At 70.5% G+C, this 25,314-nt stretch carries 27 protein-coding genes and 5 tRNA genes; 21 read left to right on the top strand and 11 right to left on the bottom strand.

The annotated features are described in order from the left end of the window. Positions 1-126: 126 nt before the first annotated feature. The 4 genes from ACFY3C_RS23650 to ACFY3C_RS23635 all read right to left on the bottom strand — a co-directional run bounded on the left by ACFY3C_RS23650 (position 127) and on the right by ACFY3C_RS23635 (position 5,296). Entirely contained in the window at positions 127-702 is a 576-nt protein-coding gene (locus ACFY3C_RS23650) for an ATP/GTP-binding protein (protein ID WP_067301226.1), read from the bottom strand. Continuing rightward, entirely contained in the window at positions 683-1,081 is a 399-nt protein-coding gene (locus tag ACFY3C_RS23645) for a DUF742 domain-containing protein (protein ID WP_019058642.1), read from the bottom strand. The genes ACFY3C_RS23650 and ACFY3C_RS23645 overlap by 20 nt, the downstream gene beginning before the upstream one ends. 111 nt (positions 1,082-1,192) lie before the next feature. Continuing rightward, a complete protein-coding gene (locus ACFY3C_RS23640; protein WP_003973453.1) occupies positions 1,193-1,606 on the bottom strand; it encodes a roadblock/LC7 domain-containing protein in 414 nt (137 codons plus the stop codon). Between the two features lie 9 nt (positions 1,607-1,615). Beyond that, a complete protein-coding gene (locus ACFY3C_RS23635) occupies positions 1,616-5,296 on the bottom strand; it encodes a nitrate- and nitrite sensing domain-containing protein (protein WP_390772120.1) in 3,681 nt (1,226 codons plus the stop codon). 569 nt (positions 5,297-5,865) lie between these two features. Between ACFY3C_RS23635 and ACFY3C_RS23630 the strand changes: the two genes are divergently transcribed. The 11 genes from ACFY3C_RS23630 (at position 5,866) to ACFY3C_RS23580 (ending at position 12,239) form a co-directional block, all read left to right on the top strand. Continuing rightward, the gene (locus ACFY3C_RS23630; protein WP_386576537.1) at positions 5,866-6,060 is read left to right on the top strand and encodes a hypothetical protein; all 195 of its coding nucleotides are present in this window, start codon (positions 5,866-5,868) and stop codon (positions 6,058-6,060) included. Positions 6,061-6,233: 173 nt separating this feature from the next. Next, positions 6,234-7,019 carry a fumarylacetoacetate hydrolase family protein gene (locus ACFY3C_RS23625; RefSeq protein ID WP_386576536.1) on the top strand — a complete coding sequence of 262 codons (786 nt, stop codon included), beginning with the start codon at positions 6,234-6,236 and terminating at the stop codon, positions 7,017-7,019. Next, positions 7,012-8,496 (top strand): glutamate--tRNA ligase, encoded by a 1,485-nt coding sequence (gene gltX, locus ACFY3C_RS23620; RefSeq protein ID WP_390772119.1) that lies wholly within the window; start codon positions 7,012-7,014, stop codon positions 8,494-8,496. The genes ACFY3C_RS23625 and gltX overlap by 8 nt, the downstream gene beginning before the upstream one ends. Before the next feature lie 208 nt (positions 8,497-8,704). Further along, positions 8,705-10,597, top strand: a complete 1,893-nt coding sequence (locus ACFY3C_RS23615; protein ID WP_390772118.1) for a hypothetical protein — start codon at positions 8,705-8,707, stop codon at positions 10,595-10,597. Next, positions 10,540-10,929: a FlgD immunoglobulin-like domain containing protein gene (locus tag ACFY3C_RS23610; protein WP_390772117.1), complete on the top strand. Its 390-nt coding sequence runs from the start codon at positions 10,540-10,542 to the stop codon at positions 10,927-10,929. The genes ACFY3C_RS23615 and ACFY3C_RS23610 overlap by 58 nt, the downstream gene beginning before the upstream one ends. 27 nt (positions 10,930-10,956) lie before the next feature. Then, on the top strand, positions 10,957-11,688 hold the full coding sequence (locus tag ACFY3C_RS23605; RefSeq protein ID WP_390772116.1) for an HAD family hydrolase: 732 nt from the start codon (positions 10,957-10,959) through the stop codon (positions 11,686-11,688). Positions 11,689-11,778: 90 nt separating this feature from the next. Continuing rightward, positions 11,779-11,850, top strand: a tRNA-Gln gene (locus ACFY3C_RS23600). A 21-nt stretch (positions 11,851-11,871) separates the two neighbouring features. After that, a tRNA-Glu gene (locus ACFY3C_RS23595) sits at positions 11,872-11,944 on the top strand. 29 nt (positions 11,945-11,973) lie between these two features. After that, positions 11,974-12,046, top strand: a tRNA-Glu gene (locus tag ACFY3C_RS23590). Between the two features lie 20 nt (positions 12,047-12,066). Next, positions 12,067-12,138 (top strand) — tRNA-Gln (locus ACFY3C_RS23585). 28 nt (positions 12,139-12,166) lie between these two features. Next, a tRNA-Glu gene (locus ACFY3C_RS23580) sits at positions 12,167-12,239 on the top strand. A 53-nt stretch (positions 12,240-12,292) separates the two neighbouring features. On the opposite strand, the gene ACFY3C_RS23575 is transcribed toward ACFY3C_RS23580, so the two are convergent. Next, on the bottom strand, positions 12,293-12,940 hold the full coding sequence (locus ACFY3C_RS23575) for a MerR family transcriptional regulator (protein ID WP_386576524.1): 648 nt from the start codon (positions 12,938-12,940) through the stop codon (positions 12,293-12,295). Positions 12,941-13,023: 83 nt separating this feature from the next. Between ACFY3C_RS23575 and ACFY3C_RS23570 the strand changes: the two genes are divergently transcribed. Next, positions 13,024-13,533, top strand: a complete 510-nt coding sequence (locus tag ACFY3C_RS23570; protein ID WP_386576523.1) for a DUF4188 domain-containing protein — start codon at positions 13,024-13,026, stop codon at positions 13,531-13,533. A gap of 81 nt (positions 13,534-13,614) precedes the next feature. On the opposite strand, the gene ndgR is transcribed toward ACFY3C_RS23570, so the two are convergent. After that, complete coding sequence (ndgR, locus tag ACFY3C_RS23565) at positions 13,615-14,331, bottom strand: IclR family transcriptional regulator NdgR (RefSeq protein ID WP_009320373.1); 717 nt, start codon at positions 14,329-14,331, stop codon at positions 13,615-13,617. A 209-nt stretch (positions 14,332-14,540) separates the two neighbouring features. On the opposite strand from ndgR, the gene leuC reads away from it, so the two are divergent. From leuC to ACFY3C_RS23545, 4 genes are all read left to right on the top strand, one after another. Continuing rightward, the gene (gene leuC, locus ACFY3C_RS23560) at positions 14,541-15,965 is read left to right on the top strand and encodes a 3-isopropylmalate dehydratase large subunit (RefSeq protein WP_390772115.1); all 1,425 of its coding nucleotides are present in this window, start codon (positions 14,541-14,543) and stop codon (positions 15,963-15,965) included. A 5-nt stretch (positions 15,966-15,970) separates the two neighbouring features. After that, positions 15,971-16,564 carry a 3-isopropylmalate dehydratase small subunit gene (leuD, locus tag ACFY3C_RS23555; RefSeq protein WP_386576521.1) on the top strand — a complete coding sequence of 198 codons (594 nt, stop codon included), beginning with the start codon at positions 15,971-15,973 and terminating at the stop codon, positions 16,562-16,564. 265 nt (positions 16,565-16,829) lie between these two features. Continuing rightward, positions 16,830-17,060: a hypothetical protein gene (locus tag ACFY3C_RS23550; RefSeq protein ID WP_386576520.1), complete on the top strand. Its 231-nt coding sequence runs from the start codon at positions 16,830-16,832 to the stop codon at positions 17,058-17,060. Between the two features lie 136 nt (positions 17,061-17,196). After that, on the top strand, positions 17,197-17,835 hold the full coding sequence (locus ACFY3C_RS23545) for an HU family DNA-binding protein (RefSeq protein ID WP_390772114.1): 639 nt from the start codon (positions 17,197-17,199) through the stop codon (positions 17,833-17,835). A gap of 69 nt (positions 17,836-17,904) precedes the next feature. On the opposite strand, the gene ACFY3C_RS23540 is transcribed toward ACFY3C_RS23545, so the two are convergent. Next, complete coding sequence (locus tag ACFY3C_RS23540) at positions 17,905-18,108, bottom strand: hypothetical protein (protein WP_390772113.1); 204 nt, start codon at positions 18,106-18,108, stop codon at positions 17,905-17,907. 195 nt (positions 18,109-18,303) lie between these two features. Next, positions 18,304-18,942, bottom strand: a complete 639-nt coding sequence (gene cofC / locus ACFY3C_RS23535) for a 2-phospho-L-lactate guanylyltransferase (protein ID WP_390772112.1) — start codon at positions 18,940-18,942, stop codon at positions 18,304-18,306. A 199-nt stretch (positions 18,943-19,141) separates the two neighbouring features. On the opposite strand from cofC, the gene ACFY3C_RS23530 reads away from it, so the two are divergent. Genes ACFY3C_RS23530 through ACFY3C_RS23520 form a run of 3 tightly spaced genes read left to right on the top strand, consistent with a single transcriptional unit; the run spans position 19,142 to position 22,160 of the window. Beyond that, the gene (locus ACFY3C_RS23530; RefSeq protein ID WP_386576516.1) at positions 19,142-19,936 is read left to right on the top strand and encodes a lysophospholipid acyltransferase family protein; all 795 of its coding nucleotides are present in this window, start codon (positions 19,142-19,144) and stop codon (positions 19,934-19,936) included. Then, the gene (locus ACFY3C_RS23525; protein ID WP_386576515.1) at positions 19,933-20,943 is read left to right on the top strand and encodes an NAD(P)H-dependent glycerol-3-phosphate dehydrogenase; all 1,011 of its coding nucleotides are present in this window, start codon (positions 19,933-19,935) and stop codon (positions 20,941-20,943) included. Before ACFY3C_RS23530 ends, ACFY3C_RS23525 begins: the two co-directional genes overlap by 4 nt. A gap of 59 nt (positions 20,944-21,002) precedes the next feature. Next, positions 21,003-22,160, top strand: a complete 1,158-nt coding sequence (locus ACFY3C_RS23520) for a D-alanine--D-alanine ligase family protein (RefSeq protein WP_386576514.1) — start codon at positions 21,003-21,005, stop codon at positions 22,158-22,160. A gap of 15 nt (positions 22,161-22,175) precedes the next feature. Here the strand turns inward: ACFY3C_RS23520 and ACFY3C_RS23515 are convergent, their stop codons facing one another. Together ACFY3C_RS23515 and ACFY3C_RS23510 are read right to left on the bottom strand one after the other, a co-directional pair. Beyond that, a complete protein-coding gene (locus ACFY3C_RS23515; RefSeq protein ID WP_390772111.1) occupies positions 22,176-22,691 on the bottom strand; it encodes a DUF3515 domain-containing protein in 516 nt (171 codons plus the stop codon). A gap of 20 nt (positions 22,692-22,711) precedes the next feature. Beyond that, entirely contained in the window at positions 22,712-22,945 is a 234-nt protein-coding gene (locus tag ACFY3C_RS23510) for an Lrp/AsnC family transcriptional regulator (RefSeq protein ID WP_003997603.1), read from the bottom strand. A gap of 207 nt (positions 22,946-23,152) precedes the next feature. On the opposite strand from ACFY3C_RS23510, the gene ACFY3C_RS23505 reads away from it, so the two are divergent. Then, entirely contained in the window at positions 23,153-24,118 is a 966-nt protein-coding gene (locus ACFY3C_RS23505; protein ID WP_386576512.1) for a thiamine-phosphate kinase, read from the top strand. After that, positions 24,115-24,903 (top strand): bifunctional hydroxymethylpyrimidine kinase/phosphomethylpyrimidine kinase, encoded by a 789-nt coding sequence (gene thiD, locus ACFY3C_RS23500; protein WP_390772110.1) that lies wholly within the window; start codon positions 24,115-24,117, stop codon positions 24,901-24,903. Before ACFY3C_RS23505 ends, thiD begins: the two co-directional genes overlap by 4 nt. A 125-nt stretch (positions 24,904-25,028) precedes the next feature. Here thiD and rpmB read toward each other — a convergent pair whose 3' ends face one another. Further along, positions 25,029-25,214 (bottom strand): 50S ribosomal protein L28, encoded by a 186-nt coding sequence (gene rpmB / locus ACFY3C_RS23495; RefSeq protein WP_009190838.1) that lies wholly within the window; start codon positions 25,212-25,214, stop codon positions 25,029-25,031. Between the last annotated feature and the right edge of the window lie 100 nt (positions 25,215-25,314).

Below are 25,314 nucleotides of genomic sequence, written 5' to 3'. Positions count from 1 at the left end.
TCGCGTGGTGATACCGGGCGATTCCTCTGCCGAACTGTTATGAACAGCGGAGCCGACCGTGTCAAAGGCCACAGTCGGCTCCGATTGCATTACGACAACTGCCGTACCGCACGTCGCACTTGAGTGCTACCGCAGGCGGGCCATCAGAGCGTGCTCCACCAGCGTGATCAGCGCACTCTTGGCGTCCGCGCGGTGGCGGGCGTCGGTCGTGATGATCGGCGCGTCCGGCCCGATCTGCAGGGCTTCGCGCACCTCGTCCGGGGTGTACGGCTGCTGGCCGTCGAAGCCGTTGAGGGCGATGACGAACGGCAGACCGCTGTTCTCGAAGTAGTCCACGGCCGGGAAGCAGTCGGCGAGGCGCCGGGTGTCCACGAGCACCACCGCGCCGATGGCGCCGCGCACCAGGTCGTCCCACATGAACCAGAAGCGGTCCTGGCCCGGCGTACCGAAGAGGTACAGGATCAGGTCCTGGTCCAGGGTGATACGGCCGAAGTCCATGGCCACCGTGGTGGTGGTCTTGTCCCCGGTGTGGGTCAGGTCGTCGATGCCCGCCGAGGCGGACGTCATGACGGCCTCCGTGCGCAGCGGGTTGATCTCCGAGACGGCGCCGACGAACGTGGTCTTGCCCACGCCGAAGCCGCCCGCCACCACGATCTTCGCCGAGGTGGTGGCCCGGCCCGCGTCAGAGCTTGCGAAGTCCACTGAGCACCCTTTCGAGCAGCGTCACGTCCGGAGCGCCGCCGTTGTTCTCGTCGCCACCCGGCTGGTGAATGGCGACCAGGCCGGCCTCGGCGAGGTCGGCCACCAGGATCCGGGCCACGCCGAGCGGCATGGCCAGCAGCGCCGACACCTCCGCGACCGACTTGACCTCACGGCACAGGTGGCAGATGCGCTGGTGCTCCGGGAGCAGTCCCATGAGCGCTGCCGGGTCGGCCGTGGTGCTGATCAGCGCCTCGATGGCGAGCTGATAGCGCGGCCGCGTCCGGCCGCCGGTCATCGCGTACGGACGTACCAGCGGCTGGTCGCCCTCATCACCGTACGGCTCCGCGTACGGATCATGAGAGGCGGTGGGCGGGGTCATGAATCCTCCGGGCGGGACAGCAAGTCGGTCAGTCAAGCCGTCTGACAGGGCCGGTGGGGGGATTGTGGCGGCCGGACGGTGTTTTCGTGAGGTGGGTGGTGCCGGGGCGGGTCAGTGGAGCAGACTGCCCTGGAGTTCGGCGCGCAGGTCCGGGGTGAGTACCGCACCCGCGCGGTCGACGAGCAGTGCCATCTCGTAGCCGACAAGGCCGATGTCGCACTCCGGGTGGGCCAGGACCGCGAGGGACGACCCGTCCGAGACGGACATCAGGAAGAGGAAACCGCGCTCCATCTCGACGACCGTCTGTGCCACGTTGCCGCCCTCGAAGATCCGGGACGCCCCGGCCGTGAGGGAGGTCAACCCGGAGGCGACGGCGGCGAGCTGGTCGGCGCGGTCCCGCGGGAAGCCTTCGGACATCGCCAGCAGAAGGCCGTCGGCGGAGACCACCACCGTGTGCGACACCCCGGGGGTGTTGTCCACGAAGTTGGTGATCAACCAGTTCAGGTTCTGTGCCGCCTGGCTCATCGCTCTCAACTAACGCTCCTGCTGGTGAGTGGGGTTCGGGTAGCTGCCGGTCTGGCCGTTGCCGACCTGACGACCCTGTGCGATACCCCGACGGAGATTGGTCAGCCGGCCGCGTACGTCGTCAGGCGCACGCGAGACCTGCGGACCGGCTTGGTGCTGTTGCTGCTGAGCCGTGCCCGGGACGAGGTTCGCCCGGGGCACCCGGCGCGGCAGGCCGGAGGTGGTGATGCCACCCGCCGCGGGCTGCCGGACGCGCTCCGCCTGACGGACGAGTTCGTCGTTGGGCGAGGTGCGCCAGGAGCCGGTGGCGGCGGAGCGCTGCGGAGCGGGCGCGGGCGCCTGCTGCTGCGATGCCGGGGACGGAGCCGGGGGGTTGTCCGGCTGCCTCTCCGGCTGGGTGCCGTGGAACCAGTTGGTTTCCAGAGTGTCGTACAGCGGGGTACGACCGTCGACCGGACCGGTGGCCGGCGGCAGTGCCTCCGGCTCCCGGCGGGCCGGACGCTGCTGCGGGGCCGGCGGGCGCGAGGCGCCGAAGTCGCCGCGGTTGCCGCCCTGCTGGGGCCGCTCGAACTGGCCGGTGGAGCTGCCGTCGAAGCCGGCGTCGTAGGCCTGCGGGGCCGCGAACTGGCCGGTGCTCTGCGGGGCCTGCTGCCCGGGCGCCGACGTGCCGTACACGTCGGGGCGGACGAACCCGTTGTTGTCCTGCTGGCCGTACTGGCCGTTGCCCTGCTGGGTGCCGGGACGCGGGAACTGGCCCGTGGAGCTGCTCGTGCCGTTCAGGTCCGGGCGCGGGAACTGGCCCGTGGAGTTGTTGGCGCCGAAGTCCGGGCGGGGGAACTCGCCCGTGGCGGACGGGCCCTGCGCGTCGATGCGGGGTATCTCCGCGGTCGCGCCCGGGCCCTGCCGGTCGTCGACGCGCGGCATGCGCGAGGTCTGCGCCGGGTCCTGCTCGTCGTGGCCGCGCGGGGTGTCCAGCGAGGCGCGTGACTGCGGGGCCTGGGCGTTGTCGCTCCAGTCCTGGGTGCGCGCGGGCGGGTTGCTGCCGGGCAGCTCGGCCCGCGGACCGCCGCGCGGCGACAGCTGCTGACGGCCCTGGTCGGCAGCGCCCGCGCCACCGCGCGGCTGCGCCGGACCACGACCACCGAAGGCGTCCTGCTGCGATCCGCCGAGGCCCCCGGACTGCAGGCCCTGCGTGGCACCCGGACCGCCGAAGCCGCCCGCACCCGCACCGGCCGGCGCCTGCCGGCCCTGCTGCGAGGCACCGGGACCCTGCGGACCACGCGCGCCACCCGGCGCACCGGGACGGCCGCCCTGGCCGGCGCCGGGCAGCGCGGCCCGGGGACCCTGGCCGGAGCCGACCTGGCCACGCGGGGACGGACCGGCACCGAGGAGGCCGCCGCCGGACGGGGCACCGCCGAGGGCACCGCCCGAGCCGTTGCCGCCGTTGTTGCGGCGGGCGGCGGCAGCACCGGCCGCGGCCTGCGCGGCGGCCGGACCACCGGTCGGCGCGGGGGCGCCGGGCTTGCCCGCGGGCTTCTTGCCGCCCTGGGCGACGTCGACGGGGAGCATGACCAGCGCGGTCGTGCCACCGGAGTCGGAGGGGCGCAGCTGGATGCGGATGCCGTGGCGCTGGGACAGCCGACCGACCACGAACAGACCCATGCGGCGGGACACCGAGACGTCCACGGTGGGCGGCGAGGCGAGCCGCTCGTTGATCGCCGCGAGGTCCTCGGGGGAGAGGCCGATACCGGTGTCGTGGATCTCGATCAGCACCCGGCCGTCGGGCAGGGCGTGACCGGTGACCTTGACCTTGGTCTGCGGCGAGGAGAAGGAGGTGGCGTTCTCGAGCAGCTCGGCGAGGAGGTGCACGAGGTCGTTGACGACGCGGCCGGCGACCTCGGTGGTCGGGACCGCGGCCAGCTCGATGCGCTCGTACTGCTCCACCTCGGACGCGGCGGCGCGGAGCACGTCGACCAGCGGGACCGGGCGGGTCCAGCGGCGGCCGGGCTCTTCACCGGCGAGAACGAGGAGGTTTTCACCGTTACGGCGCATACGCGTCGCGAGGTGGTCGAGCTTGAAGAGGGAGGACAGCTGGTCCGGGTCCGCCTCGCGGGACTCCAGTTCGGAGATGAGCGAGAGCTGACGCTGGATGAGGCCCTGGGAGCGGCGCGAGAGGTTGGTGAACATCGCGTTGACGTTGCCCCGCAGCAGGGCCTGCTCGGCGGCGAGGCGGACCGCCTCGCGGTGCACGTCGTCGAAGGCCGCGGCCACCTGGCCGATCTCGTCCCGGGAGTGCACACCGACCGACTCCACGGACGTGTCGACGTCCTGCGGGTCGGACTCGGACAGCTGCTTGACCAGCTCGGGCAGGCGGTCCTGGGCGACCTTGGTGGCGGTCTCCTGAAGACGGCGCAGCGAGCGGATCATGGAGCGGGCCACGACGAATGCGCCGACGAGCGAGATGCCGAGGACGATCAGGATCAGGGCACCGGAGATGATCGCGTCGCGCTCGGAGGCGTTGCGCAGCTCGCGGGCCTTCTGCTCCATGTCCTCGAGCAGGGTGTGCTCGATCTTCTTCATCTGGTCGATCTTGGACGAGCTGTCGTCCACCCAGTCGCGGTACGAGCGGGCCGGCAGGCCGTCGAGGCCGGTGGGAGACTCGAAGGTCCGCTTGGCGTAGAGGTCGGCGCCCTGGATCGTCGGGTTGTTCTCCTCGATCGGCTTGAGCAGCTCGTCCGGGTTCTGGCTGCTGTAGATCTTCCGGAAGATCGCGATCTCGGAGTTCTCGCTCTCGTACGCCGACTGGCCGTAGAGGCGGTCGTTCGAGGAGAGCGTGCCCTTGGTGTTGCCGCTGGTGGTCAGCGCCGCGGCGATGACGGCACGCTGCACGGACGCGTACTCCTTGGCGCTGGAGAAGGCCGCCAGGGCGCGGGTGCGCGTGATCATCTCGGGGTTGCTGGACGCCTCGGCCATGGCCTGGGAGAGGTCGACCAGCTGGGTGATCAGCCGGTGGTACGACTCGACGGTCTGCGTCGAGTTGCCCTTCGCCTGGTAGGCGGACCGGCGGATCTTGGCCAGGTCGTCCAGCTGGTTGGCGAGGCTCACCAGGGTGTCGCGGACGCCCTGGAGGTTGCCGTTCTTGCTCGCCTCGTCGATCTCCTCGGAGGCGTTGAGGAAGTTCTCGCGGGCCCGGTCGGTCCTGTCCTGGTAGCCCTTGATCTGGTAGTCGGTCGACTTCAGGCCGTGGGACAGGGGACCGGCGGACTGGTCGCGCTCCTCCTGGAGCGCCTGAGCCAGCTCGGTGGCCTGCTTGGTCATCTCCGTCAGCAGCTTCATGTTGTCGAGCTGCTGGATGTCGGTGATGTTCTGGTCGATGCGCAGCGCGCCCAGCGAGGTGGCCGCCACCACGGGGAGCGCGAGCAGCGAGACCAGACGCGTGGAGATGCGCCAGTTGCGCAGGGCAACGCGCGAACCGGAGCCGGTCGAGCCCTGGACGGGCTTCACGGCCGGGGTGGGGTTCCCGGTCTTCGTGGGGCCTGCCGAGGAGGACGCGCCGGGGCGCCCACCGCTGTCCCCGGACGGGGCCGGGCCCGGGATCTGGGCGTGCTGGGGCGTGGAGCCACGGTCGGTCCCGCCGTGCGCCTCCGGCTCCGCCGAAGCGCTGCCATCCCTCTTGAAACGTCCCTGCACTAGCGTCGCAACCTCTGGACCAGGCACCCCTCCGGTTGAACGGAGGGACACGGTGTCGGCGTATTGGAGAACGCCCTGAATGCGCTCTCCGAGTGGTCTGGAGTGACCGGCGCAGGTTCCCCCCTATCTCGCCGCCACTCGGCGCTGCGTTGCGCCCCTGCGCGCCGGCTCGATCCCGCGGCGGTCCGTGGAATTCCAGCACAGTGCCGGATCTCCAACAAGGGCCGTGTCCCGAGCTGTGACCTACGTGACGGACTGTGGGGTAAGTGTTACCGGCTGTGGGCCGTGATCCAGGCCAAAGCGGATGCATCCCCGCGAATCGCCTCCTGGTGTCACGTGTCCCAGTCGCCATGATCAGGAGCGGAATGACTGCTTCAGGGGGTCAATGTCCGTTTCGGCGGGGAGAGTTGTCGGCCGGAATTGACCGGTTTGCCCATGGATTCGTGAGCAAACTCACATGCAGATCATGGGGAGTTCATGTCTGAGGCGGGGAATCGCATGTTTAGCCTGGCGCTTTACAAGATGGGCGACTCTGCCAACTCCGACACGAGGCCACAGGACGTACAACGGTGAAGACGACGATGATGTTCCGCAACATAGCCAACCCGCGGCGCACGACTCTGGCGCACCTCGAGGACGCCGACGAACTGCAGACGCCCGAGCTGCCGGAGCACTCCGTCGACCTCCCCGCCCAGACGGCGAACCCGCGGCGCACGGTTCTCATGGAGATCCCGGTGGCCGCGGCGGTCGCGGCCGGCGAGTAGCCGAGCGGGCACCGCACACGCACGGCGAGCGCGGCCCGGAAGATCGTCGCAGGCACGATGATCTTCCGGGCCGCACTCGTCCCCGGCGTCCGCCGCCTTCCCGAACGAGGCAGGCCCGACCGGTTAACCTGGGGCGTCAGTACGCCGGTACTCAGTGAGGGGCGCAGGATCCCGTGCGCATCGCCAGGTTCTCCATCGACGGGAACGTAGCCTTCGGCGCGGTCGAGGGCGAAAAGCAGGACGAACTCGTCCTCGACATCATCAAGGGCATCCCGTTCGCGGACTACGAGCTGTCCGGGACGAAGGTGCCGCTGAGCAAGGTCAGACTGCTCCCGCCGGTTCTCCCCAACAAGGTCGTGGCGTTCGGCCGCAACTACGCCGACCATGCCAAGGAGCTGGGCAACGAGGTGCCCGAGGCCCCGTTCGCCTTCTTCAAGCCGTCCACCTCGGTGATCGGCTCCGGGGACGAGATCCAGTACCCGTCCTTCTCGCAGGAGCTGCACCACGAGGCGGAGCTGGCCGTCGTCATCGGCCGCATGTGCCGCGAGGTGCCGCGCGAGCGCGTCAAGGACGTGATCTTCGGCTACACCTGCGCCAACGACGTCACCGCCCGCGACGTGCAGAAGCGCGAGAAGCAGTGGGCCCGGGCCAAGGGCTTCGACACCTCCTGCCCGCTCGGCCCCTGGGTGGAGACGGGCCTGGACCTCGACCGCGCGAACGACCTGACCATCCAGCTCACGGTCAACGGCGAACAGCGCCAGCTGGGCCGCACGAGCCAGATGATCCACTCCATCGAGGACCTGATCGTCAACATCTCCGAGGCCATGACCCTGCTGCCCGGCGACGTCATCCTCACCGGCACCCCCGCAGGGGTCGGCCCCCTGAACGTCGGCGACGAGGTCGCCGTCACCATCGAAGGCATCGGCACTCTCACCAACAAGGTTGTCAAGCGTGGCTAGCGCATCCGGCTCCCCCGTACGCGTCCGTTTCTGCCCCTCGCCCACCGGTAACCCCCACGTGGGCCTGGTCCGCACCGCCCTGTTCAACTGGGCGTTCGCCCGGCACCACCAGGGCACCCTGGTCTTCCGCATCGAGGACACCGACGCGGCCCGCGACTCCGAGGAGTCGTACAACCAGCTGCTCGACGCGATGCGCTGGCTGGGCTTCGACTGGGACGAGGGCCCCGAGGTCGGCGGCCCGCACGCGCCGTACCGCCAGTCGCAGCGCATGGACCTCTACAAGGACGTCGCCGACAAGCTCCTCGACGCCGGCCACGCCTACCACTGCTACTGCTCCCAGGAGGAGCTGGACACCCGCCGCGAGGCCGCCCGCGCCGCCGGCAAGCCGTCCGGCTACGACGGCCACTGCCGCGACCTGAGCGCCGAGCAGGTCGAGCAGTACCGGGCCCAGGGCCGCACCCCGATCGTCCGCTTCCGGATGCCCGACGAGACGATCACCTTCACGGACCTGGTCCGCGGCGAGCTGACCTTCACCCCGGAGAACGTCCCGGACTACGGCATCGTCCGCGCCAACGGCGCCCCGCTGTACACGCTGGTCAACCCGGTCGACGACGCCCTGATGGAGATCACCCACGTCCTGCGCGGCGAGGACCTGCTCTCCTCCACCCCGCGCCAGATCGCCCTGTACAAGGCCCTGACCGAGCTGGGCATCGCCAAGCGGACCCCGGCCTTCGGCCACCTGCCGTACGTCATGGGCGAGGGCAACAAGAAGCTCTCCAAGCGCGACCCGCAGTCGTCCCTCAACCTCTACCGCGAGCAGGGCTTCCTGCCCGAGGGCCTGCTCAACTACCTGTCGCTGCTCGGCTGGTCGCTCTCGGCCGACCAGGACATCTTCACCATCGACGAGATGGTCGCCGCCTTCGACATCGGCGACGTGAACCCGAACCCGGCGCGCTTCGACCTGAAGAAGTGCGAGGCGATCAACGCCGACCACATCCGCATGCTGGATGTGAAGGAGTTCACGGAGCGCTGCCGCACCTGGCTGAAGGCGCCGTTCGCCCCCTGGGCGCCGGAGGACTTCGACGAGGCCAAGTGGCAGGCGATCGCCCCGCACGCCCAGACCCGCCTCAAGGTCCTCTCCGAGATCACCGACAACGTCGACTTCCTGTTCCTCGCCGAGCCGGTCTTCGACGAGGCGAGCTGGACGAAGGCGATGAAGGAAGGCTCCGACGCCCTCCTTCGCACCGCCCGCGAGAAGCTGGAGTCCGCGGACTGGACGTCGGCCGAGGCCCTCAAGGAGGCCGTCCTGGCCGCCGGCGAGGCCCACGGCCTCAAGCTCGGCAAGGCCCAGGCCCCCGTCCGCGTGGCCGTCACCGGCCGCACGGTCGGCCTGCCCCTGTTCGAGTCCCTGGAGGTCCTCGGCAAGGAGAAGACGCTGGCCCGCATCGACGCGGCGCTGGCCAAGCTCTCCGCGTAGCCACTCCTCGTAGCGACTCCTCGTACGGCGTCTCTTCGCGGAACACGGCTGAGACAGGGCGGCGTCCATTTCGGGCGCCGCCCTTCGTCCGTCCACCGAGCCGTCGTCCGGCGTTCGCCCCTGCGGCCAAGCTCCGCTTCCCGAACGGACGTTGGATGCTCCCTGTGCGCGTGATGTGCATGCGCCGCCTGTTCAGGGGGTGGGGGACGTGACCCGTTCACGAGGCGAGGCGATCCGTTCGCGAAGACTGGCCACGGCGGTCGTCGCCGGAGCGGTGGCGCTGACCTGTGCCGCGGCGACCGCGCCCGCGCAGGCCGTCGCGGCGCCGGCCGGCACCGTCACGCTCAGGTCGGAGCAGCCGACCTACGTCAACTACCTGTGGACGGGGGCGTCCGGGTTCCAGTGGCGTGCCCGGAACGAGATCAGCTTCGGCACCTGGGTGGGCTACCCGGGCTTCGTCCCGCCCGCGCACGCCGGCCCGGACGACCTGGCCACCGGCACCGACGTGGTCAGCACCAGGGACGGTGCCAAGGTCACGCAGCAGCACCGCTCCACGGGCGTGACCGCCACCGTCACGATCCCGGCCGGTCAGACCTGTGCGACCACGTCCGGCTGGAGCGTGCTCACCGAGGACGCCTCCGGCACCCCGCACGTGCTGCGTGCCGCGGCCGACGGCTCCACCACCGACCTTCCGGTGACCGGACTCCCCGCGGGCGCCCGGCCCACCGACTACGTCCCGGGCGGCTCGGTGAGCCGCGTCGCGATCGTCTACACCCTGGACGGCACGACCTCCGTGGGGCTCGTGGACCTGCGGGACGGCACCTTCCGCACCTACGTCACGGGCGTGGCCGCCGCCCCGCCGGTCCGCTTCAACGACCGCTGGCTGGTCGCCGACTGGAAGTACCTCCGCACCGACGCCGCCCCCGGCACCGAGCCCACCGGGCTCACCCGTTGGGGCGCCGACCTGGTGGCCGTCGTCGGTGACCAGCTCCTCATCGGCAACCCGACCTTCGTCCAGGCCGGCACCAAGCCCGCGCTGACCGCCCGTTCACTGGCCACCGGCGAGACCCGCACCGTCCTCGCGGACTCCTCCGGAGGGATGGCGGCGACCCCGGACGGCGGCGCGCTCGCCACGGCAGGGCCGTCCAGCCTCGACTGGAATGTCCACCGCATCACCCCCACGGCGGACGGCGGGACCGCCACCGAGAAGGTGGCCCAGATCCCGGCCGACCGGATCCGGGTGGAGGGCCTGGCCCTCGCCGGGGGCGAGCTGTTCCTGGACGGCAGGGAGGGGGACGGGCACCGGTTCTTCAGCTTCGCGCTCGACGGCGCCGGCCGCCCGGCCGGACCGCAGACCCGGCGCAGCCGCGCGCTGGCCGCCCCGACCTGCCTCACGGGCGACGCCGCCTGCCCGCAGATGGAAGCTCTCGGCGACGGACGGGTCGCTTTCCTGTTCACCGACCACTCCGGCCAGGAGTCGGTGATCGAGACCGGCTTCGACACCGGCGATCTGCCGAGGGTGCCGACGGCCGACTCCCGTGGCACCGGTCGCTACGTGCTCTACAACGGCGGTACGCCCGGCGTGCAGAAGATCGTCGACTTCCCGCGTGGCGCCACCTCCGGCACGGTCGCGCTCAGCCGTGGCCGCACCACCGCGGCCGTCTGGGGCCAGGTCCTGTGGACGCCCGGCAGCGCCAGGGGGTCGATCACCGGCCGCGATCTGAAGACCGGCCGGACCGCGACCACCGTGGCCACCGGCGCCCCGTGCATGCCCACCGACATCCAGGCCGTCAACACCTGGCTCTACTGGAGCTGCGGCGCCACCGGCCCGGCCGGGGTCCACGACCGGGCGGCCAGGCGGAACATCCCGGTCCCCGCCGGCCCCTCCCCGGCCCGCCTCGCCGACGGCTTCGTGGTGCGCGAGAACCGCACCACGCACGAACTGCGGCTCACCGACGTCCACACCGGTACCGCGCACACCCGCACCGTGGCCGTCCTGCCCAGGACGGACCAGAACACCGGCGGCAGCAACGGCCGTGGGCCGTGGACCGCTTCGGCGGCCAGATCGCCTACCTCACCGCGACCTACGGCCAGGTGGTGATCGTCCCCAGCGGCGTCCCCACCTCGCCGCTCGCGCAGATGGAGGCGCAGGTCCCCTCGCCGTCCGTCATCGGCACGTCGATGCCGTGGTCGCCGGTGTGGCAGCTGAACAAGCCGTCCACCTGGACCCTGACGCTCGCCACGTCCTCCGGCACGGTCCTGCGCACCCTCACCGGCGCCTCCACGGGAGCGGCCGTACGCCCGGCCTGGGACGGCAGGACCGACAGCGGCGCCGGTGTCAATTCCGGCAGGTACACCTGGAAGCTCACCGCCCGGCCCCGCGACGGTCAGGGCAGGATGCTGGCCCTGACCGGCACGATGGCCCTCGGCTGACGGCGCGCGGAAGGTACGGTCGCTCTCATGACGATCAGAGCCGTGGTCTGGGACGTGGACGACACCCTCTTCGACTACACGACCGCGGACCGCGAGGGCATGCGGGCCCATCTGGCGGCGGAGGGCCTGCTCTCCGGATACGACAGCCCGGAGCAGGCGCTCGTGCGGTGGCGGGAGGTCACCGATCAGCAGTGGGCGCGCTTCTCGGCGGGGGAGGTGTCCTTCGAGGGGCAGCGGCGCGACCGCGTACGGGTCTTCCTGGAGCAGGAGCTGTCCGACGCCGAGGCCGACGTCTGGTTCCGGCGTTACATCGCTCACTACGAGGCCGCCTGGAGCCTGTTCCCGGACGTGCTGCCCGCCCTGGACGCCCTCGCCGCCAGCCACCGGCACGGGGTGCTGTCCAACTCCAGCCTCACGGTCCAGGAGCACAAGCTGCGCACCCTCGGCGTCCGCGACCGCTTCGAGAGCTTGCTGTGCGCCGCCGAGCTGGGCGTCTCCAAGCCGGAGGCCGGCGCGTTCCTCGCGGCCTGCGAGGCTCTCGACCTGCCCCCGTACGAGGTGGCGTACGTCGGCGATCACCCGGAGATCGACGGGCGGGGCGCGGCCGAGGCCGGGCTGCTGTCCGTCTGGATCGACCGCGGCGGGGTGTACGCGCAAGCCCCGGACACGGTGGCCGCACACCGGATCTCGACCCTCGCCGAACTCCCCGCGCTAGTCCGTGCGGATACCCGTTTTGGAGCCCCGTCCACCTTCGGGTAATGTTCTTCCTGCGCCGAGGGGAGCGGGCCGAAAGGCCGGAGCCCCGAGGAGCAAGCTAGAACGAGAACCCCGCAGGGGCTTGAGTTCCAGTGGCCTATGGTGTAATTGGCAGCACGACTGATTCTGGTTCAGTTAGTCTTGGTTCGAGTCCAGGTAGGCCAGCTCGCAGAGCTCATCTGCAAAGCCCCCGTTGTGTAGCGGCCTAGCACGCTGCCCTCTCAAGGCAGTAGCGCCGGTTCGAATCCGGTCGGGGGTACTGATCTCGATCAACTCGAGATCGCTAGGGCCCCCGTTGTGTAGCGGCCTAGCACGCCGCCCTCTCAAGGCGGTAGCGCCGGTTCGAATCCGGTCGGGGGTACGACTGGTCTAAACCATCATTGGTCTATGGTGTAATTGGCAGCACGACTGATTCTGGTTCAGTTAGTCTTGGTTCGAGTCCAGGTAGACCAGCTCGGACCTGCGGAAACGCAGAGTCCACGCCCCCGTTGTGTAGCGGCCTAGCACGCCGCCCTCTCAAGGCGGTAGCGCCGGTTCGAATCCGGTCGGGGGTACAGGAAGAAGGCCCTTCGCTTCGGCGGAGGGCCTTCGTCGTGCCCGGCGCCGGCTACTCGAAGCCGTACCGCCGTGTCGTCTCCTCCTCCTGGGCCAGCCGGTGCAGCGCCTGCAGCACCGGCTCGTTGAGGATCGCCCCCAGGATCGCGAACTCGATCCGCTCCTCCTCCTGCGACGAGTACGACTCCATGTTGTCCAGGTCGAGGACGGCTGTCCGGTACATCAACTCGGCATACGGCGTGAGCAGTTCGGACCCGAAGTCGTAGCCGAGCCGGCGGAGCGCGGCCACCGACACCACCAGCGAGCGGTATGCGGGGGAGACGGTCGTGAGCTGCTTGGCGTTCTCCCAGCCGAGCTGGTCCAGGAGGGCCGTGACCTCCTGGTGTGCGGCCTGGACGTACTCGTCCTCCTCGTCCGGCTCCGGCACCTGCGGCAGCGCCCACAGAGCCGCGCCCAGGCGGAGCGAGCGGCCCAGGGAGTCGTCGTCCACATGCCCGAGCACCTCGCGCACCTTCGCCACCGGCACCCGGCCGACCTGGATCATCGCCCGCACCAGCCGAAGCCGGCGCAGGTGCTCCTCGTCGTACTCGGCCGTCGTGGCGTTGACCTGGCGGCCCGGCGGCAACAGCCCTTCGCGCAGGTAGTACTTGATCGTCGCGGTGGACACACCGCTGCGCTCGCTGAGTTCCGCCAACCGCATCTCTTGCGCTCCCTCTCGGATAACGGCACTATCCAAGCACCACTACTTGGATAGCTCCGCTCACCAACGAGGGGGAAGTGGTCATGGTGACCCGTACGACTGCCGATGCGAAGGGCGAGGTCGTCGTCCTGTTGATCGGCATGCGCATCAACCGCTTCTGGGCGGTGCACCTCTGGCTGCCGGTGATGCTCGCGATGCTCCGCATGCTGCGGGATCTGCGGAAGGAACCCGAGCGGGGTCTGCTCAGCCGCGTCCTGCTCACGGCCTCGCCGCGGACGTACTACGTCGTGCAGTACTGGGAGTCCAAGGAGAAGCTGTACGCCTACGCGACCGCGCCGGAGGCCTTCCATCACAAGGCCTGGGCGCGCCTCAACCGCAAGGAGCGGGCCGGGAAGCTGCGCGGGCAGGTCGGCATCTGGCACGAGACGTACGTCGTGCCCGAGGGGTCGTACGAGGCGATCTACGGGGACATGCCGGCGTTCGGCCTCGCGGCCGCGCACGGTCAGATCCCGCTGGAGAAGCGGGGCCGGTACGCGAAGGACCGGTTCGCCCACCGGTCGCAGCGGGCGTCGGTGGCCGAGAAGACCGGCTGAACGGGGGGCGGGTAGCGAGGAGGGCCTGCCGCGGCGTTGAGGCAGGCCCTCCTCGGCGTCCCGGAGTCCCGGAGGCGGTGCTCAGCCCGAGCGGCGCAGGGCCTCCGACAGGCGGGCCGCCGCGTCGATGACCGCCTGGGCGTGCATACGGCCCGGGTGGCGCGTCAGGCGCTCGATGGGGCCGGAGACGGACACCGCGGCCACCACGCGGTTGGAGGGGCCGCGTACGGGCGCCGAGACGGACGCCACGCCCGGCTCGCGCTCGCCGATGGACTGGGCCCAGCCGCGGCGTCGTACGCCTGACAGGGCCGTCGCCGTGAAGCGGGCGCCCTGGAGCCCGCGGTGCAGGCGCTCCGGCTCCTCCCAGGCCATCAGGATCTGTGCCGAGGAGCCCGCCTTCATGGTCAGCGTGGAGCCGACCGGGACCGTGTCCCGCAGGCCGGACAGACGTTCCGCCGCGGCCACACAGATCCGCATGTCACCCTGGCGACGGTAGAGCTGTGCACTCTCGCCGGTGACATCGCGGAGGTGGGTGAGCACGGGGCCCGCCGTCGCGAGCAGGCGGTCCTCGCCGGCCGCCGCCGCCAGTTCCGCGAGGCGCGGGCCGAGGATGAACCGGCCCTGCATGTCGCGTGCCACCATGCGGTGGTGTTCCAGGGCCACGGCCAGGCGGTGGGCCGTGGGTCTTGCCAGTCCGGTGGCTCCGACCAGACCCGCGAGGGTGGCCGGACCGGACTCCAGAGCGCTCAGGACGAGGGCCGCCTTGTCCAGAACGCCGACGCCGCTACTGTTGTCCATGAAACGATACTCACGTCTCACTCTGTGAAACGCAAGTTCAATTTTCCGTGGAACGCGCCACCCTGGAACCACACAGCGGCCCGCAGACCAACGGGCCTGGCGGTGGACGCCCGGAATCACGACTTCAGGGGCCCCTAAAAAGGCACAGCCGCCGCTTCCTCAAGATCTCTAGTTGGGCCGGTGGACGTTTGCCGGCCGGAGGGAAAGCGATGGGTAGGACACTCGCGGAGAAGGTCTGGGACGACCACGTCGTCCGGCGCGCCGAGGGCGAGCCCGACCTCCTCTACATCGATCTGCACCTGCTGCACGAGGTGACCAGCCCGCAGGCCTTCGACGGTCTGCGCCAGAACGGCCGCCAGGTGCGCCGTCTCGACCTCACCATCGCGACCGAGGACCACAACACCCCGACCCTCGACATCGACAAGCCCATCGCCGACCCGGTCTCCCGCGCCCAGCTGGAGACGCTGCGCAAGAACTGCGCCGAGTTCGGGGTGCGCCTGCACCCGCTGGGCGACGTCGAGCAGGGTGTCGTGCACGTCGTGGGTCCGCAGCTGGGTCTGACCCAGCCGGGCACCACCGTCGTCTGTGGCGACTCGCACACCTCCACGCACGGTGCCTTCGGCGCGCTGGCGTTCGGCATCGGCACCTCCCAGGTGGAGCACGTGCTGGCCACCCAGACGCTGCCGCTGGCCCGTCCGAAGACCATGGCCATCACGGTCGACGGCGAGCTGCCCGAGGGCGTCACCGCCAAGGACCTGATCCTCGCGATCATCGCCCGGATCGGCACCGGCGGCGGCCAGGGCTACATCCTGGAGTACCGCGGCTCCGCCATCGAGAAGCTCTCGATGGAGGCCCGGATGACCATCTGCAACATGTCGATCGAGGCCGGTGCCCGCGCGGGCATGATCGCCCCCGACGAGACCACCTTCGAGTACCTCAAGGGCCGTCCGCACGCCCCCGAGGGCGCCGACTGGGACGCCGCGGTCGAGTACTGGAAGACCCTGAAGACGGACGAGGACGCGGTCTTCGACGCCGAGGTCGTCATCAAGGCCGAGGAACTGTCGCCGTTCGTCACCTGGGGCACCAACCCCGGCCAGGGCGCGCCGCTTTCGGCGTCGGTCCCCGACCCGGCTTCGTACGAAGACGCTTCGGAGCGCCTGGCCGCCGAAAAGGCCCTGGAGTACATGGGGTTGGAGGCCGGTCAGCCGCTGCGCTCCATCAACGTGGACACCGTCTTCGTAGGCTCGTGCACCAACGGCCGTATCGAGGACCTGCGTGCCGCCGCGGACCTGCTGCGCGGCCGTAAAGTCGCCGACGGCGTACGGATGCTGGTCGTCCCGGGCTCCGCGCGGGTCGGTCTGCAGGCCGTCTCCGAGGGCCTGGACGTGGTCTTCAAGGAGGCCGGCGCCGAATGGCGGCACGCGGGCTGCTCGATGTGCCTCGGCATGAACCCCGACCAGCTGGCCCCGGGTGAGCGCTCCGCGTCCACCTCCAACCGCAACTTCGAGGGCCGGCAGGGCAAGGGTGGCCGTACCCACCTGGTGTCGCCGCAGGTCGCGGCCGCGACCGCCGTCCTGGGCCACCTGGCCTCGCCCGCCGACCTGTCCGACGCCCCTGCGCCCGCTGGAGTCTGAGAACCATGGAAGCCTTCACCACCCACACCGGCCGGGCCGTCCCGCTGCGCCGCAGCAACGTCGACACCGACCAGATCATCCCTGCTCACTGGCTCAAGAAGGTGACCCGGGACGGCTTCGAGGACGGGCTGTTCGAGGCCTGGCGCAAGGACGAGTCCTTCATCCTCAACCGGCCCGAGCGGCAGGGCGCCACCGTCCTGGTCGCCGGCCCCGACTTCGGCACCGGCTCCTCCCGTGAGCACGCCGTCTGGGCGCTGCAGAACTACGGCTTCAAGACCGTGATCTCCTCCCGCTTCGCGGACATCTTCCGGGGCAACTCGCTGAAGAACGGCCTGCTCACCGTGGTTCTCGACCAGAAGGTCGTGGACGCGCTGTGGGAGCTGACCGAGCGGGACCCTGAGGCCGAGATCACCGTCGACCTGGAGGCCCGCGAGGTGCGCGCCGAGGGCGTCACCGCCTCCTTCGAGCTGGACGAGAACTCCCGCTGGCGGCTGCTGAACGGCCTGGACGACATCTCCATCACCCTCCAGAACGAGGGCGACATCGCCGCCTACGAGGCCAAGCGGCCGGGCTACAAGCCGCGCACGCTCCAGATCTGATCCAGGTCCCCCGACCGGGTCGAGATCCGGCCACCTCAACACCCTCTCCGTACCCCCGATCGCCACGATCGGGGGTACGGACGTTTCTGCACCCGAACGGCTCCGCGCGTTCTCGCAGGTCCACTCAACTCCCCACGTTAAGAAGGCTGTTGCCTGGGTACGCGAGTGTTGTGAACGCGGCTTTGGCAAGGGCCCGGAAGGCCTTTTGAGGCGGCAGTTATACCCTGCGCAGGCGACAACTCGCCCCAGATGGCACAATCTGTGCATGGAACACGACGGCCAACTCGAGCTCTATGCGGCGGTCGCGGACCAACTGAAGGAAGCGCACACAAGAGTGCGCGCACTGCAAGTCCCGGAGGGCGTACGGATGGCGCTGAACCGGAAGCTGCTGGTCATTACGGCCGCGGCCAAGCACGACATCGCCGATGCGGCAAGGCGCCTCGAGCGGTTCACCAAGGACCTCGACGAGGGTCGGATCCCCGACGAGGACCGCTGAACAGCCCGAGACAACCGAGTCCGTTGCGGCACAAGGGTGATAAGCCCGTTTCGTGTTTGATTTGCGGTATATATCTGCCTAACGTGCGAAAAAGCTTGAACACTTTCGTTCTGGCGATGTCTCCGAAGGGGAAGACGTGAACAAGGCGCAGCTCGTAGAAGCGATTGCCGACAAGATGGGTGGCCGCCAGCAGGCCGCCGATGCTGTCGATCATGTCCTGGACGCCATCGTCCGCGCGGTCGTCGCGGGCGAGCGGGTCTCGGTCACCGGCTTCGGGTCCTTCGAGAAGGTGGACCGCCCCGCCCGCTACGCCCGTAACCCCCAGACGGGCGAGCGGGTTCGGGTCAAGAAGACCTCCGTGCCGCGCTTCCGTGCGGGCCAGGGCTTCAAGGACCTGGTCAGCGGCTCGAAGAAGCTCCCGCGCGGCGGCGAGGTCGCCGTCAAGAAGGCGCCCAAGGGCAGCCTGACCGGCGGGGCTGCCGCGACGGTCAAGAAGGCCGCGGCCAAGAAGACCACCAAGGCGGCCGCGAAGAAGGTCACCGCCAAGAAGGCGGCGCCCGCGAAGAAGGTCACGGCGAAGAAGGTCACGGCGAAGAAGGTCGCCGCCAAGAAGACGACGGCGGCTGCGAAGAAGACCACGGCGAAGGCCGCCGCGAAGAAGACGACGGCCAAGAAGGCCCCGGCGAAGAAGGTCACCGCCAAGAAGGCCCCGGCCAAGAAGTCGACGGCCCGCAAGACCACCGCGAAGAAGGCCACTGCCCGCAAGGCGTCGTAAGTCGCCAGGGCATTCACGCGCCGGGCCGGACTCCCCTGGGGAGCCCGGCCCGCGGCGTTTTCCGGAGCCTCAGAGTGTCTGCAGGGTCACCAGCGTGATCCGCAGGCCGTCTCCGGCACCCTCCGTCTCGATCCGCACCCGCTGCCCGGGGCGCAGCAGCCGCAGCCCGCCCGCGTCGAACGCCGCCGCGTCGAAGGGAACCGGGGTGCCGTCGTCGAGGAGCACCTGCCCGGCGCGGGTTTCGGGGTCGTACCTGTATGCGGTCGCCTGCATAGCGGCCAGCCTAATGCCCGCGGTGGTTCGGGGGCGCGCCGTAGGGTTTGCTGGGCCGTTGCCGGGTGCGGGTGCGTGGGGGCTGGTCGCGCCCACGCGGCGGAGCCGCATATCGACACAGGCCCGCGCCCCTAGGGAGTTACAGCGCCCTTGGCAAGCGGAACCCGCCCCCGCCCAGCCCCCGTACCGGGCACCTCACGACCCCGGAATCAGTAACCCCACCGATGCCACCGCCGTGTGCCGCCCCACGCCCAGTGCCAGCGCCGCGCGCAGGTCCTCGCCGGTGTCCACGTCCTGGCGTACCGAATCGACCTCGGTGAGGGCGAGTTCCGTCGCGCCCGAGGTGCGGTGACGGGACCGGGAATCCGTGCCGAAAGCGGGCCGCAATTCCTGGTCCGGGGCCGCGGCCAGCAGGGTGGTGCCGAGGGCGGCCGCGTCCGCGAGAAAGGCGCGCGGGAATTCGGCCGCGGCATCCAGCACCCGGGACAATTCCAGCGGGCGCAGAGCCGGGAGATCGGCGTTCAGGGCCGCCACCGCGGCGCGGTGGCGCATTTGCCGTACGGCGGCCGCGCCGTGCGCCAGAGCGGCGTTCAGGCCGCTCGCCGGTGTGTCCGGGACGATTCGGGCGCCCAGCGCCGCCAGCTCCCGGCCGGCCAGCGCGTCGTCCGTGACTACCGCCACATCCGAAACCGCCGGACACGCCAGCGCCGCGGACACCGTGTCCTGCGCGAACGCGAGGGCCAGCCCGGGGCGCACCCCGTCGCCGGCGGTGTCGGAGAGCCTGCTCTTGGCCCGCGCCAAAGGCTTCAGGGGGATGACCAAGGTCCACTGCACCGGCGTACCGCCCCTCTCTTGTCGCGCTCATTGTCGCCCGTGGCATCCGGCGCGCCGGGATCGGGGAGGGGCGCGAAGCCCCTTGGAAGGGCGGTGGTGGGTGACGGGCGGGCGTACGGTGTTCTCGACAGACCGGCGGCCTGGGGCGACACTTGTGCGGCCCCCGGGCCCCGAGCAAGTCCTAGAGGAAGGTGTCCGCGTGTCCCGCCGCAGAATCGGGTTCTGGTACCGCTTCGCAGCGGTCCTCTGCAAACCGCCGCTGGTGGTTCTGATCAAGCGGGACTGGCGTGGAATGGAGCACATTCCGGCCGACGGCGGATTTATCACCGCGGTCAACCACAATTCCCACGTGGACCCCTTCGCGTACGCGCACTATCAGTACAACACCGGACGGGTTCCGCGATTCCTGGCGAAGAGCGGACTTTTCAAGAAGGGATTCGTCGGTGCCGCGATGCGCGGCACCGGGCAGATCCCCGTCTACCGCGAGAGCACGGACGCGCTCAGTGCTTTCCGGGCCGCCATCGAGGCCGTGGAGCGCGGCGAGTGCGTCGCCTTCTACCCCGAGGGCACCCTCACCCGCGACCCGGACGGCTGGCCGATGACCGCCAAGACCGGTGCCGCCCGAGTGGCCCTGCAGACCAAGTGCCCGGTGATCCCGATCGCCCAGTGGGGCTGCAACGAACTGCTGCCGCCCTACGCCAGCAAGCCCCACCTCTTCCCGCGCAAGACCCACCGGGTCCTCGCGGGCCCGCCGGTGGACCTCTCGCGCTTCTACGACCAGGAGATGACCCCCGAACTCCTCAAGGAGGCCACGGAGGTCATCATGGCCGCCATCACCCGCCAGCTGGAGGAGATCCGCGGCGAGAAGGCCCCCGCGTCGCCGTACGACCCGCGCCAGGAGCGGCTGGAGCAGCGGCGCCGCACCCACGCGCAGGCGAGGCCGCAGGTGCAGGAGAACACGCACGACAAGCAGACAGAAGGGCACGGTAAGTGAGCAAGCCTGTCCGGGCTGCCGTCATGGGCACCGGTTCGTGGGGCACCGCCTTCGGCATGGTCCTCGCCGACGCGGGCTGCGAGGTCACCCTGTGGGCCCGCCGCCCCGAGCTGGCCGAGGCGGTCAACTCGACGCGGACCAACCCCGACTACCTGCCCGGTGTCGAACTCCCGGAGAACCTGCGCGCCACCGCGGACGCCGCCGAGGCCCTGCGGGACGCGGACTTCACCGTCCTCGCCGTCCCCTCCCAGACCCTGCGCGCCAACCTCGCCGAGTGGACCCCGCTGCTCGCGCCCGGCACCGTGCTCGTCTCCCTGATGAAGGGCGTCGAACTCGGCTCCACCATGCGCATGAGCGAGGTCATCGACGACGTCGCCAAGGTCGGCGCCGACCGCATCGCCGTGGTCACCGGCCCCAACCTGGCCCGGGAGATCGCCGCCCGCATGCCGGCCGCCGCCGTGGTCGCCTGCACCGACGAGACGGTCGCCCAGCGGCTCCAGGCCGCCTGCCACACGCCGTACTTCCGGCCGTACACCAACACCGACGTGGTCGGCTGCGAACTCGGCGGCGCGGTCAAGAACGTCATCGGCCTCGCGGTCGGCATCGCCGACGGCATGGGCCTGGGCGACAACGCCAAGGGCTCGCTCATCACCCGCGGCCTCGCCGAGACCACCCGGCTCGGCATGGCGCTCGGCGCCGACCCGCTGACCTTCTCCGGCCTCGCGGGCCTCGGCGACCTGGTGGCCACCTGCTCCTCGCCGCTGTCCCGCAACCACACCTTCGGTACCAACCTCGGCAAGGGCATGACCCTGGAGGAGACCATCGCGGTCACCAAGCAGACCGCCGAGGGCGTCAAGTCCTGCGAGTCCGTGGCCGATCTGGCCCGCAGGCACGGTGTGGAGATGCCCATCACCGAGACGGTCGTGGACATCGTGCACGAGGGCAAGCCTCCGGTGGTCGCGCTGAAGGAGCTGATGTCGCGCAGTGCGAAGTCCGAGCGACGCTGAGCGAACCCCCTGAGGCGACGCTGTATCCGGGCTCTACCAACGGGTACTCTCAACGCGATATGAGCACCGAGAACCTCCCCCAGAGCCCTGAGCAGCCGTCCCGCAAGCCGCGCGTGGCCGTCGTGTTCGGCGGGCGCAGCTCCGAACACGGGATCTCCGTGGTCACCGCCGGCGCCGTCCTCAAGGCCATCGACCGGACGAAGTACGAGGTCCTGCCGATCGGTATCACCGCGGACGGCCGCTGGGCCCTGACGGCGGACGAGCCGGAGCGGATGGCCATCACCGACCGCCGTACCCCCAACGTGGCGGAACTGGCGGAGTCGAGCGAGGGCGGCGTGGTGCTCCCCGTCGACCCGGCCAGCCGCGAGGTGGTCTACAGCGAGCCCGGCTCCGTGCCCAAGGCCCTCGGCGAGGTCGACGTGGTCTTCCCGGTGCTGCACGGCCCGTACGGCGAGGACGGCACCCTCCAGGGCCTCCTGGAGCTGTCCGGCATCCCGTACGTGGGCGCGGGTGTGCTCGCCTCGGCCGTCGGCCAGGACAAGGAGTACATGAAGCGGGTGTTCACCTCCTTCGGGCTCAAGGTCGGCCCGTACGTGGTGATCCGGCCGCGCGAGTGGGCGCAGGACGAGTCCGCGGCCCGCAAGAAGATCATCGACTTCGCCGGCGAGCACGGCTGGCCGCTGTTCGTGAAGCCCGCGCGCGCGGGTTCGTCGATCGGCATCACCAAGGTCGACGACCTCTCCGGCCTGGACGAGGCGATCGCCGAGGCGCAGCGGCACGACCCGAAGATCCTGGTGGAGGCCGCGTTGCGCGGCCGCGAGATCGAGTGCGGCGTCCTGGAGTTCGAGGACGGGCCGCGCGCCTCCGTGCCGGCCGAGATCCCGCCGCCGGACGCGCACGCGTACTACGACTTCGAGGCCAAGTACATCGACTCCACGCCCGGCATCGTCCCGGCGCCGCTCACCGAGGAGGAGACCGCCGAGGTGCGGCGGCTCGCGGTCGAGGCGTTCGAGGCGGCGTCCTGCGAGGGCCTGGTCCGCGCGGACTTCTTCCTCACCGAGGACGGCGAGTTCGTGATCAACGAGATCAACACCATGCCCGGCTTCACGCCCATCTCGATGTACCCGCAGATGTGGCAGGCCACCGGCATCGGCTACCCGGAGCTGGTGGACCGCCTGGTGCAGGCCGCGCTGCGCCGCTCGACCGGGCTTCGCTGACCCGCACCACCGCTGTCAGCGCATGGAGGCGATCCCCTCGGGGATCGCCTTCTTCACGGCCGGCGCGAGTCCGGTGAGCACCGGAGTGCCGTCCGGCCCGGACATCCCCTCGGGCAGGCTCACCTGCACATAGGCCACGCGGCTGGCCGTGGTGAACCGCCAGGTGCCGTCGCCCTGCTTCTCCATCAGCCAGTCGACGCCGTCGACTCCGCCGGCCATGGCGTCCCGGTCCCCGCCCTCGGCCACCTTCGGGTCGACCATCTTCGGCGGCCGTGCGACACCGCAGCGCAGTATGATCGCCGGGCTTCCCCAGCCCGCCGTGTAGGCGGACCGGGGCTCGGGGTCGTGACGTCCCCGTCCGTCCAGCTTCGCGGGCAGCACCCGGTGCAGATCCCGGCACACCTTCGCCGTGCTCGCGTCGGGGCTGGGAACCGCCACCGTGGCGCTGTCGTCTGCGCTTGAGCAGCCCGCGACCGCGATCAGCAGCACGGGCGCGAGCAGGCCGAGAGGCCGGTGACGGAAGATGTTCACCGGCCAAGCGTAGACGGGGGCTACAGATGCACGACCGGGCAGGTCAGGGTGCGGGTGATGCCGTCCACTTGCTGGACCTTCGCGACCACCATGCGACCGAGGTCGTCGACGGTGTCGGCCTGAGCGCGCACGATGACGTCGTACGGACCCGTCACGTCCTCGGCCTGGATCACTCCAGGGATCTTGCTGATCGTCTCGGCGACGGTCGACGCCTTGCCGACCTCCGTCTGGATCAGGATGTACGCCTGTACCACGGAACCTCCAGGGCGGCCACGAGGATCATGTGGGGAAAAGGAACGCCACGGTATCGCGTCGCCGCTCCTCGCGGGGAGACCTGCGGGAACCGGGCTTGCGCGCCAGGGTGCAGGCACGACAGAAGTTGACGGTCACCTCGACCGTATCGGGGACACTGATGACGCGCGACCGGGCACATGGCAAGGGACAGAAGGGGAGCAAGGGGCATGAAGGGCACTGTCGGTGAGCTGGGGGAGTTCGGGCTCATCAGGGAGCTCACCTCCCGTCTCACCACCACCCCGGCGGTCCGGATCGGCCCCGGCGACGACGCCGCGGTGGTCGCCGCGCCCGACCGACGGGTGGTTGCCAGCACCGACATCCTGCTGGAGGGGCGGCACTTCCGCCGCGACTGGTCCACGGCGTACGACGTCGGCCGCAAGGCGGCGGCGCAGAACCTCGCGGACATCGCCGCGATGGGCGCCGTACCGACCGCGCTGCTGCTCGGCCTGGTCGTCCCGGCCGAACTCCCGGTCACCTGGCCCAGCGAGCTGATGGACGGCCTGCGCGACGAGTGCCAGGTCGCGGGCGCCTCCGTGGTCGGCGGGGACGTCGTGCGCGGGGACACGATCATGGTGTCGATCACCGCGCTCGGCGATCTGCGCAACCAGGAGCCGGTGACCCGCGGCGGAGCCCAGCCCGGCGACCTCGTGGCCGTCACGGGCTGGCTGGGCTGGTCCGCGGCCGGCTACGCGGTGCTCTCCCGCGGCTTCCGCTCCCCGCGTGCCTTCGTCGAGGCCCACCGGCGCCCCGAGCCGCCGTACCACGCGGGTCCGGCCGCCGCCGCGCTCGGCGCGACCGCGATGTGCGACGTGAGCGACGGACTCATCGCCGACCTCGGGCACATCGCCGAGGCCAGCAAGGTCCGAATCGACATCCGCTCCGGCGCGATCGACATCCCCACGCAGATGAACGACATCGGGCAGGCGGTCGGCGTGGACCCGCTGCAGTGGGTGCTGACCGGGGGAGAGGACCACGCGATCGTGGCGACCTTCCCGCCGGACGCCAAGCTGCCGGCCCGCTGGAAGGTCATCGGTGAGGTCCTCAACCCCTCGGCGCTGCCCCAGGTGACGGTCGACGGGGCGCCCTGGACCAGCAAGGGCGGCTGGGACCACTTCGGGGACATGGAGTCATGATTCCCCGGGTTCTCACGGTGGCCGGCTCCGACTCCGGCGGCGGCGCGGGCATCCAGGCCGACCTGAAGACCATGCTGGCGCTCGGTGTGCACGGGATGAGCGTGATCACGGCCGTGACCGCGCAGAACTCCCTGGGCGTGCAGGGCGCCTGGGAGCTGCCGGTTCAGGCCGTACGGGCCCAGTACCGCAGCGTCGTGGACGACATCGGCGTACAGGCCGTGAAGACCGGGATGCTGGCCTCGGCCGAACTGGTCGAGGCGGTCGCCGAATTGATCTCCGGCACGGACGCGCCGGCCGTGGTGGACCCGGTGGGCGTCTCCAAGCACGGCGACCCGCTGCTGGCCGCCTCCGCGCTGGACTCGGTCCGCACGAAGCTCCTGCCGGTGGCGACCGTGGCGACGCCGAACCTCGACGAAGTGGCCCAACTCACGGGGGTCCACGTCGAGTCCGAGGACGATCTACGACGGGCCGCGGCGGCCGTGCTGGAGTACGGGCCGCGGTGGGCGCTGATCAAGGGCGGGCATCTGTCCGGGGACGAGGCGGTGGACCTGCTGACGGACGGCTCCGCAGAGTACTGGCTGCGGGCACCCCGCCACGACAACCGGCACACGCACGGCACGGGCTGCACGCTCGCCTCCGCGGTCGCCTCGGGGCTGGCGAAGGGGCTGACCGTGCCGGAGGCCGTCACGGCGGCCAAGGAGTACGTCACCGGGGCGATCGCCGCCGGGTTCGCGCTGGGGGCGGGGATCGGGCCGGTGGACCACGGGTGGCGGTTCAGGAACTGAGCCGTTCGGGAACGGAACCGTTCAGGAACTGAACCGGGCGCGGGTACGGCAAAAAGCCGGTCCACCCTCAGGTGGACCGGCTCTGTGCAGCGAACCAAGCAGTGGCCGCGCGCTCAGCTGTAGCGTCAGCGCGAGACCTTGCCGGCCTTGATGCACGAGGTGCAAGCGTTCACGCGCTTCGGCGTCCCGCCGACCACGGTACGCACACGCTGGATGTTCGGGTTCCAGCGACGGGACGTACGGCGGTGCGAAAACGAGATGTTGTTGCCGAAGCCCGGCCCCTTGCCGCAGACGTCGCAGTTGGCAGCCACGGGTCACTCCAAAGACTTCAGATGCACTTACGGATAATCCCGGCAGGCCGGGATCGAGATCGCAGGATCAGAGATCTGGGTGGCGTTGCCAGGGGAACGG

The sequence above is a fragment of the Streptomyces sp. NPDC001410 genome, assembly GCF_042895235.1.
Taxonomy (GTDB): Bacteria; Actinomycetota; Actinomycetes; order Streptomycetales; family Streptomycetaceae; genus Streptomyces.
Note: the sequence above shows the minus strand (reverse complement) of the source record. Positions and strands in the feature narration are given on the sequence as shown.

What these genes read in the sequence shown, in the direction of transcription:
- ACFY3C_RS23645 (WP_019058642.1), bottom strand. Translation starts at nt 1,081, where the DNA reads ATGACCCCGCCCACCGCCTCTCATGATCCGTACGCGGAGCCGTACGGT.
- ACFY3C_RS23640 (WP_003973453.1), bottom strand. Translation starts at nt 1,606, where the DNA reads ATGAGCCAGGCGGCACAGAACCTGAACTGGTTGATCACCAACTTCGTG.
- ACFY3C_RS23605 (WP_390772116.1), top strand. Translation starts at nt 10,957, where the DNA reads ATGACGATCAGAGCCGTGGTCTGGGACGTGGACGACACCCTCTTCGAC.
- ACFY3C_RS23575 (WP_386576524.1), bottom strand. Translation starts at nt 12,940, where the DNA reads ATGCGGTTGGCGGAACTCAGCGAGCGCAGCGGTGTGTCCACCGCGACG.
- ACFY3C_RS23570 (WP_386576523.1), top strand. Translation starts at nt 13,024, where the DNA reads ATGGTGACCCGTACGACTGCCGATGCGAAGGGCGAGGTCGTCGTCCTG.
- ndgR (WP_009320373.1), bottom strand. Translation starts at nt 14,331, where the DNA reads ATGGACAACAGTAGCGGCGTCGGCGTTCTGGACAAGGCGGCCCTCGTC.
- leuC (WP_390772115.1), top strand. Translation starts at nt 14,541, where the DNA reads ATGGGTAGGACACTCGCGGAGAAGGTCTGGGACGACCACGTCGTCCGG.
- leuD (WP_386576521.1), top strand. Translation starts at nt 15,971, where the DNA reads ATGGAAGCCTTCACCACCCACACCGGCCGGGCCGTCCCGCTGCGCCGC.
- ACFY3C_RS23550 (WP_386576520.1), top strand. Translation starts at nt 16,830, where the DNA reads ATGGAACACGACGGCCAACTCGAGCTCTATGCGGCGGTCGCGGACCAA.
- ACFY3C_RS23540 (WP_390772113.1), bottom strand. Translation starts at nt 18,108, where the DNA reads ATGCAGGCGACCGCATACAGGTACGACCCCGAAACCCGCGCCGGGCAG.
- ACFY3C_RS23520 (WP_386576514.1), top strand. Translation starts at nt 21,003, where the DNA reads ATGAGCACCGAGAACCTCCCCCAGAGCCCTGAGCAGCCGTCCCGCAAG.
- ACFY3C_RS23505 (WP_386576512.1), top strand. Translation starts at nt 23,153, where the DNA reads ATGAAGGGCACTGTCGGTGAGCTGGGGGAGTTCGGGCTCATCAGGGAG.
- thiD (WP_390772110.1), top strand. Translation starts at nt 24,115, where the DNA reads ATGATTCCCCGGGTTCTCACGGTGGCCGGCTCCGACTCCGGCGGCGGC.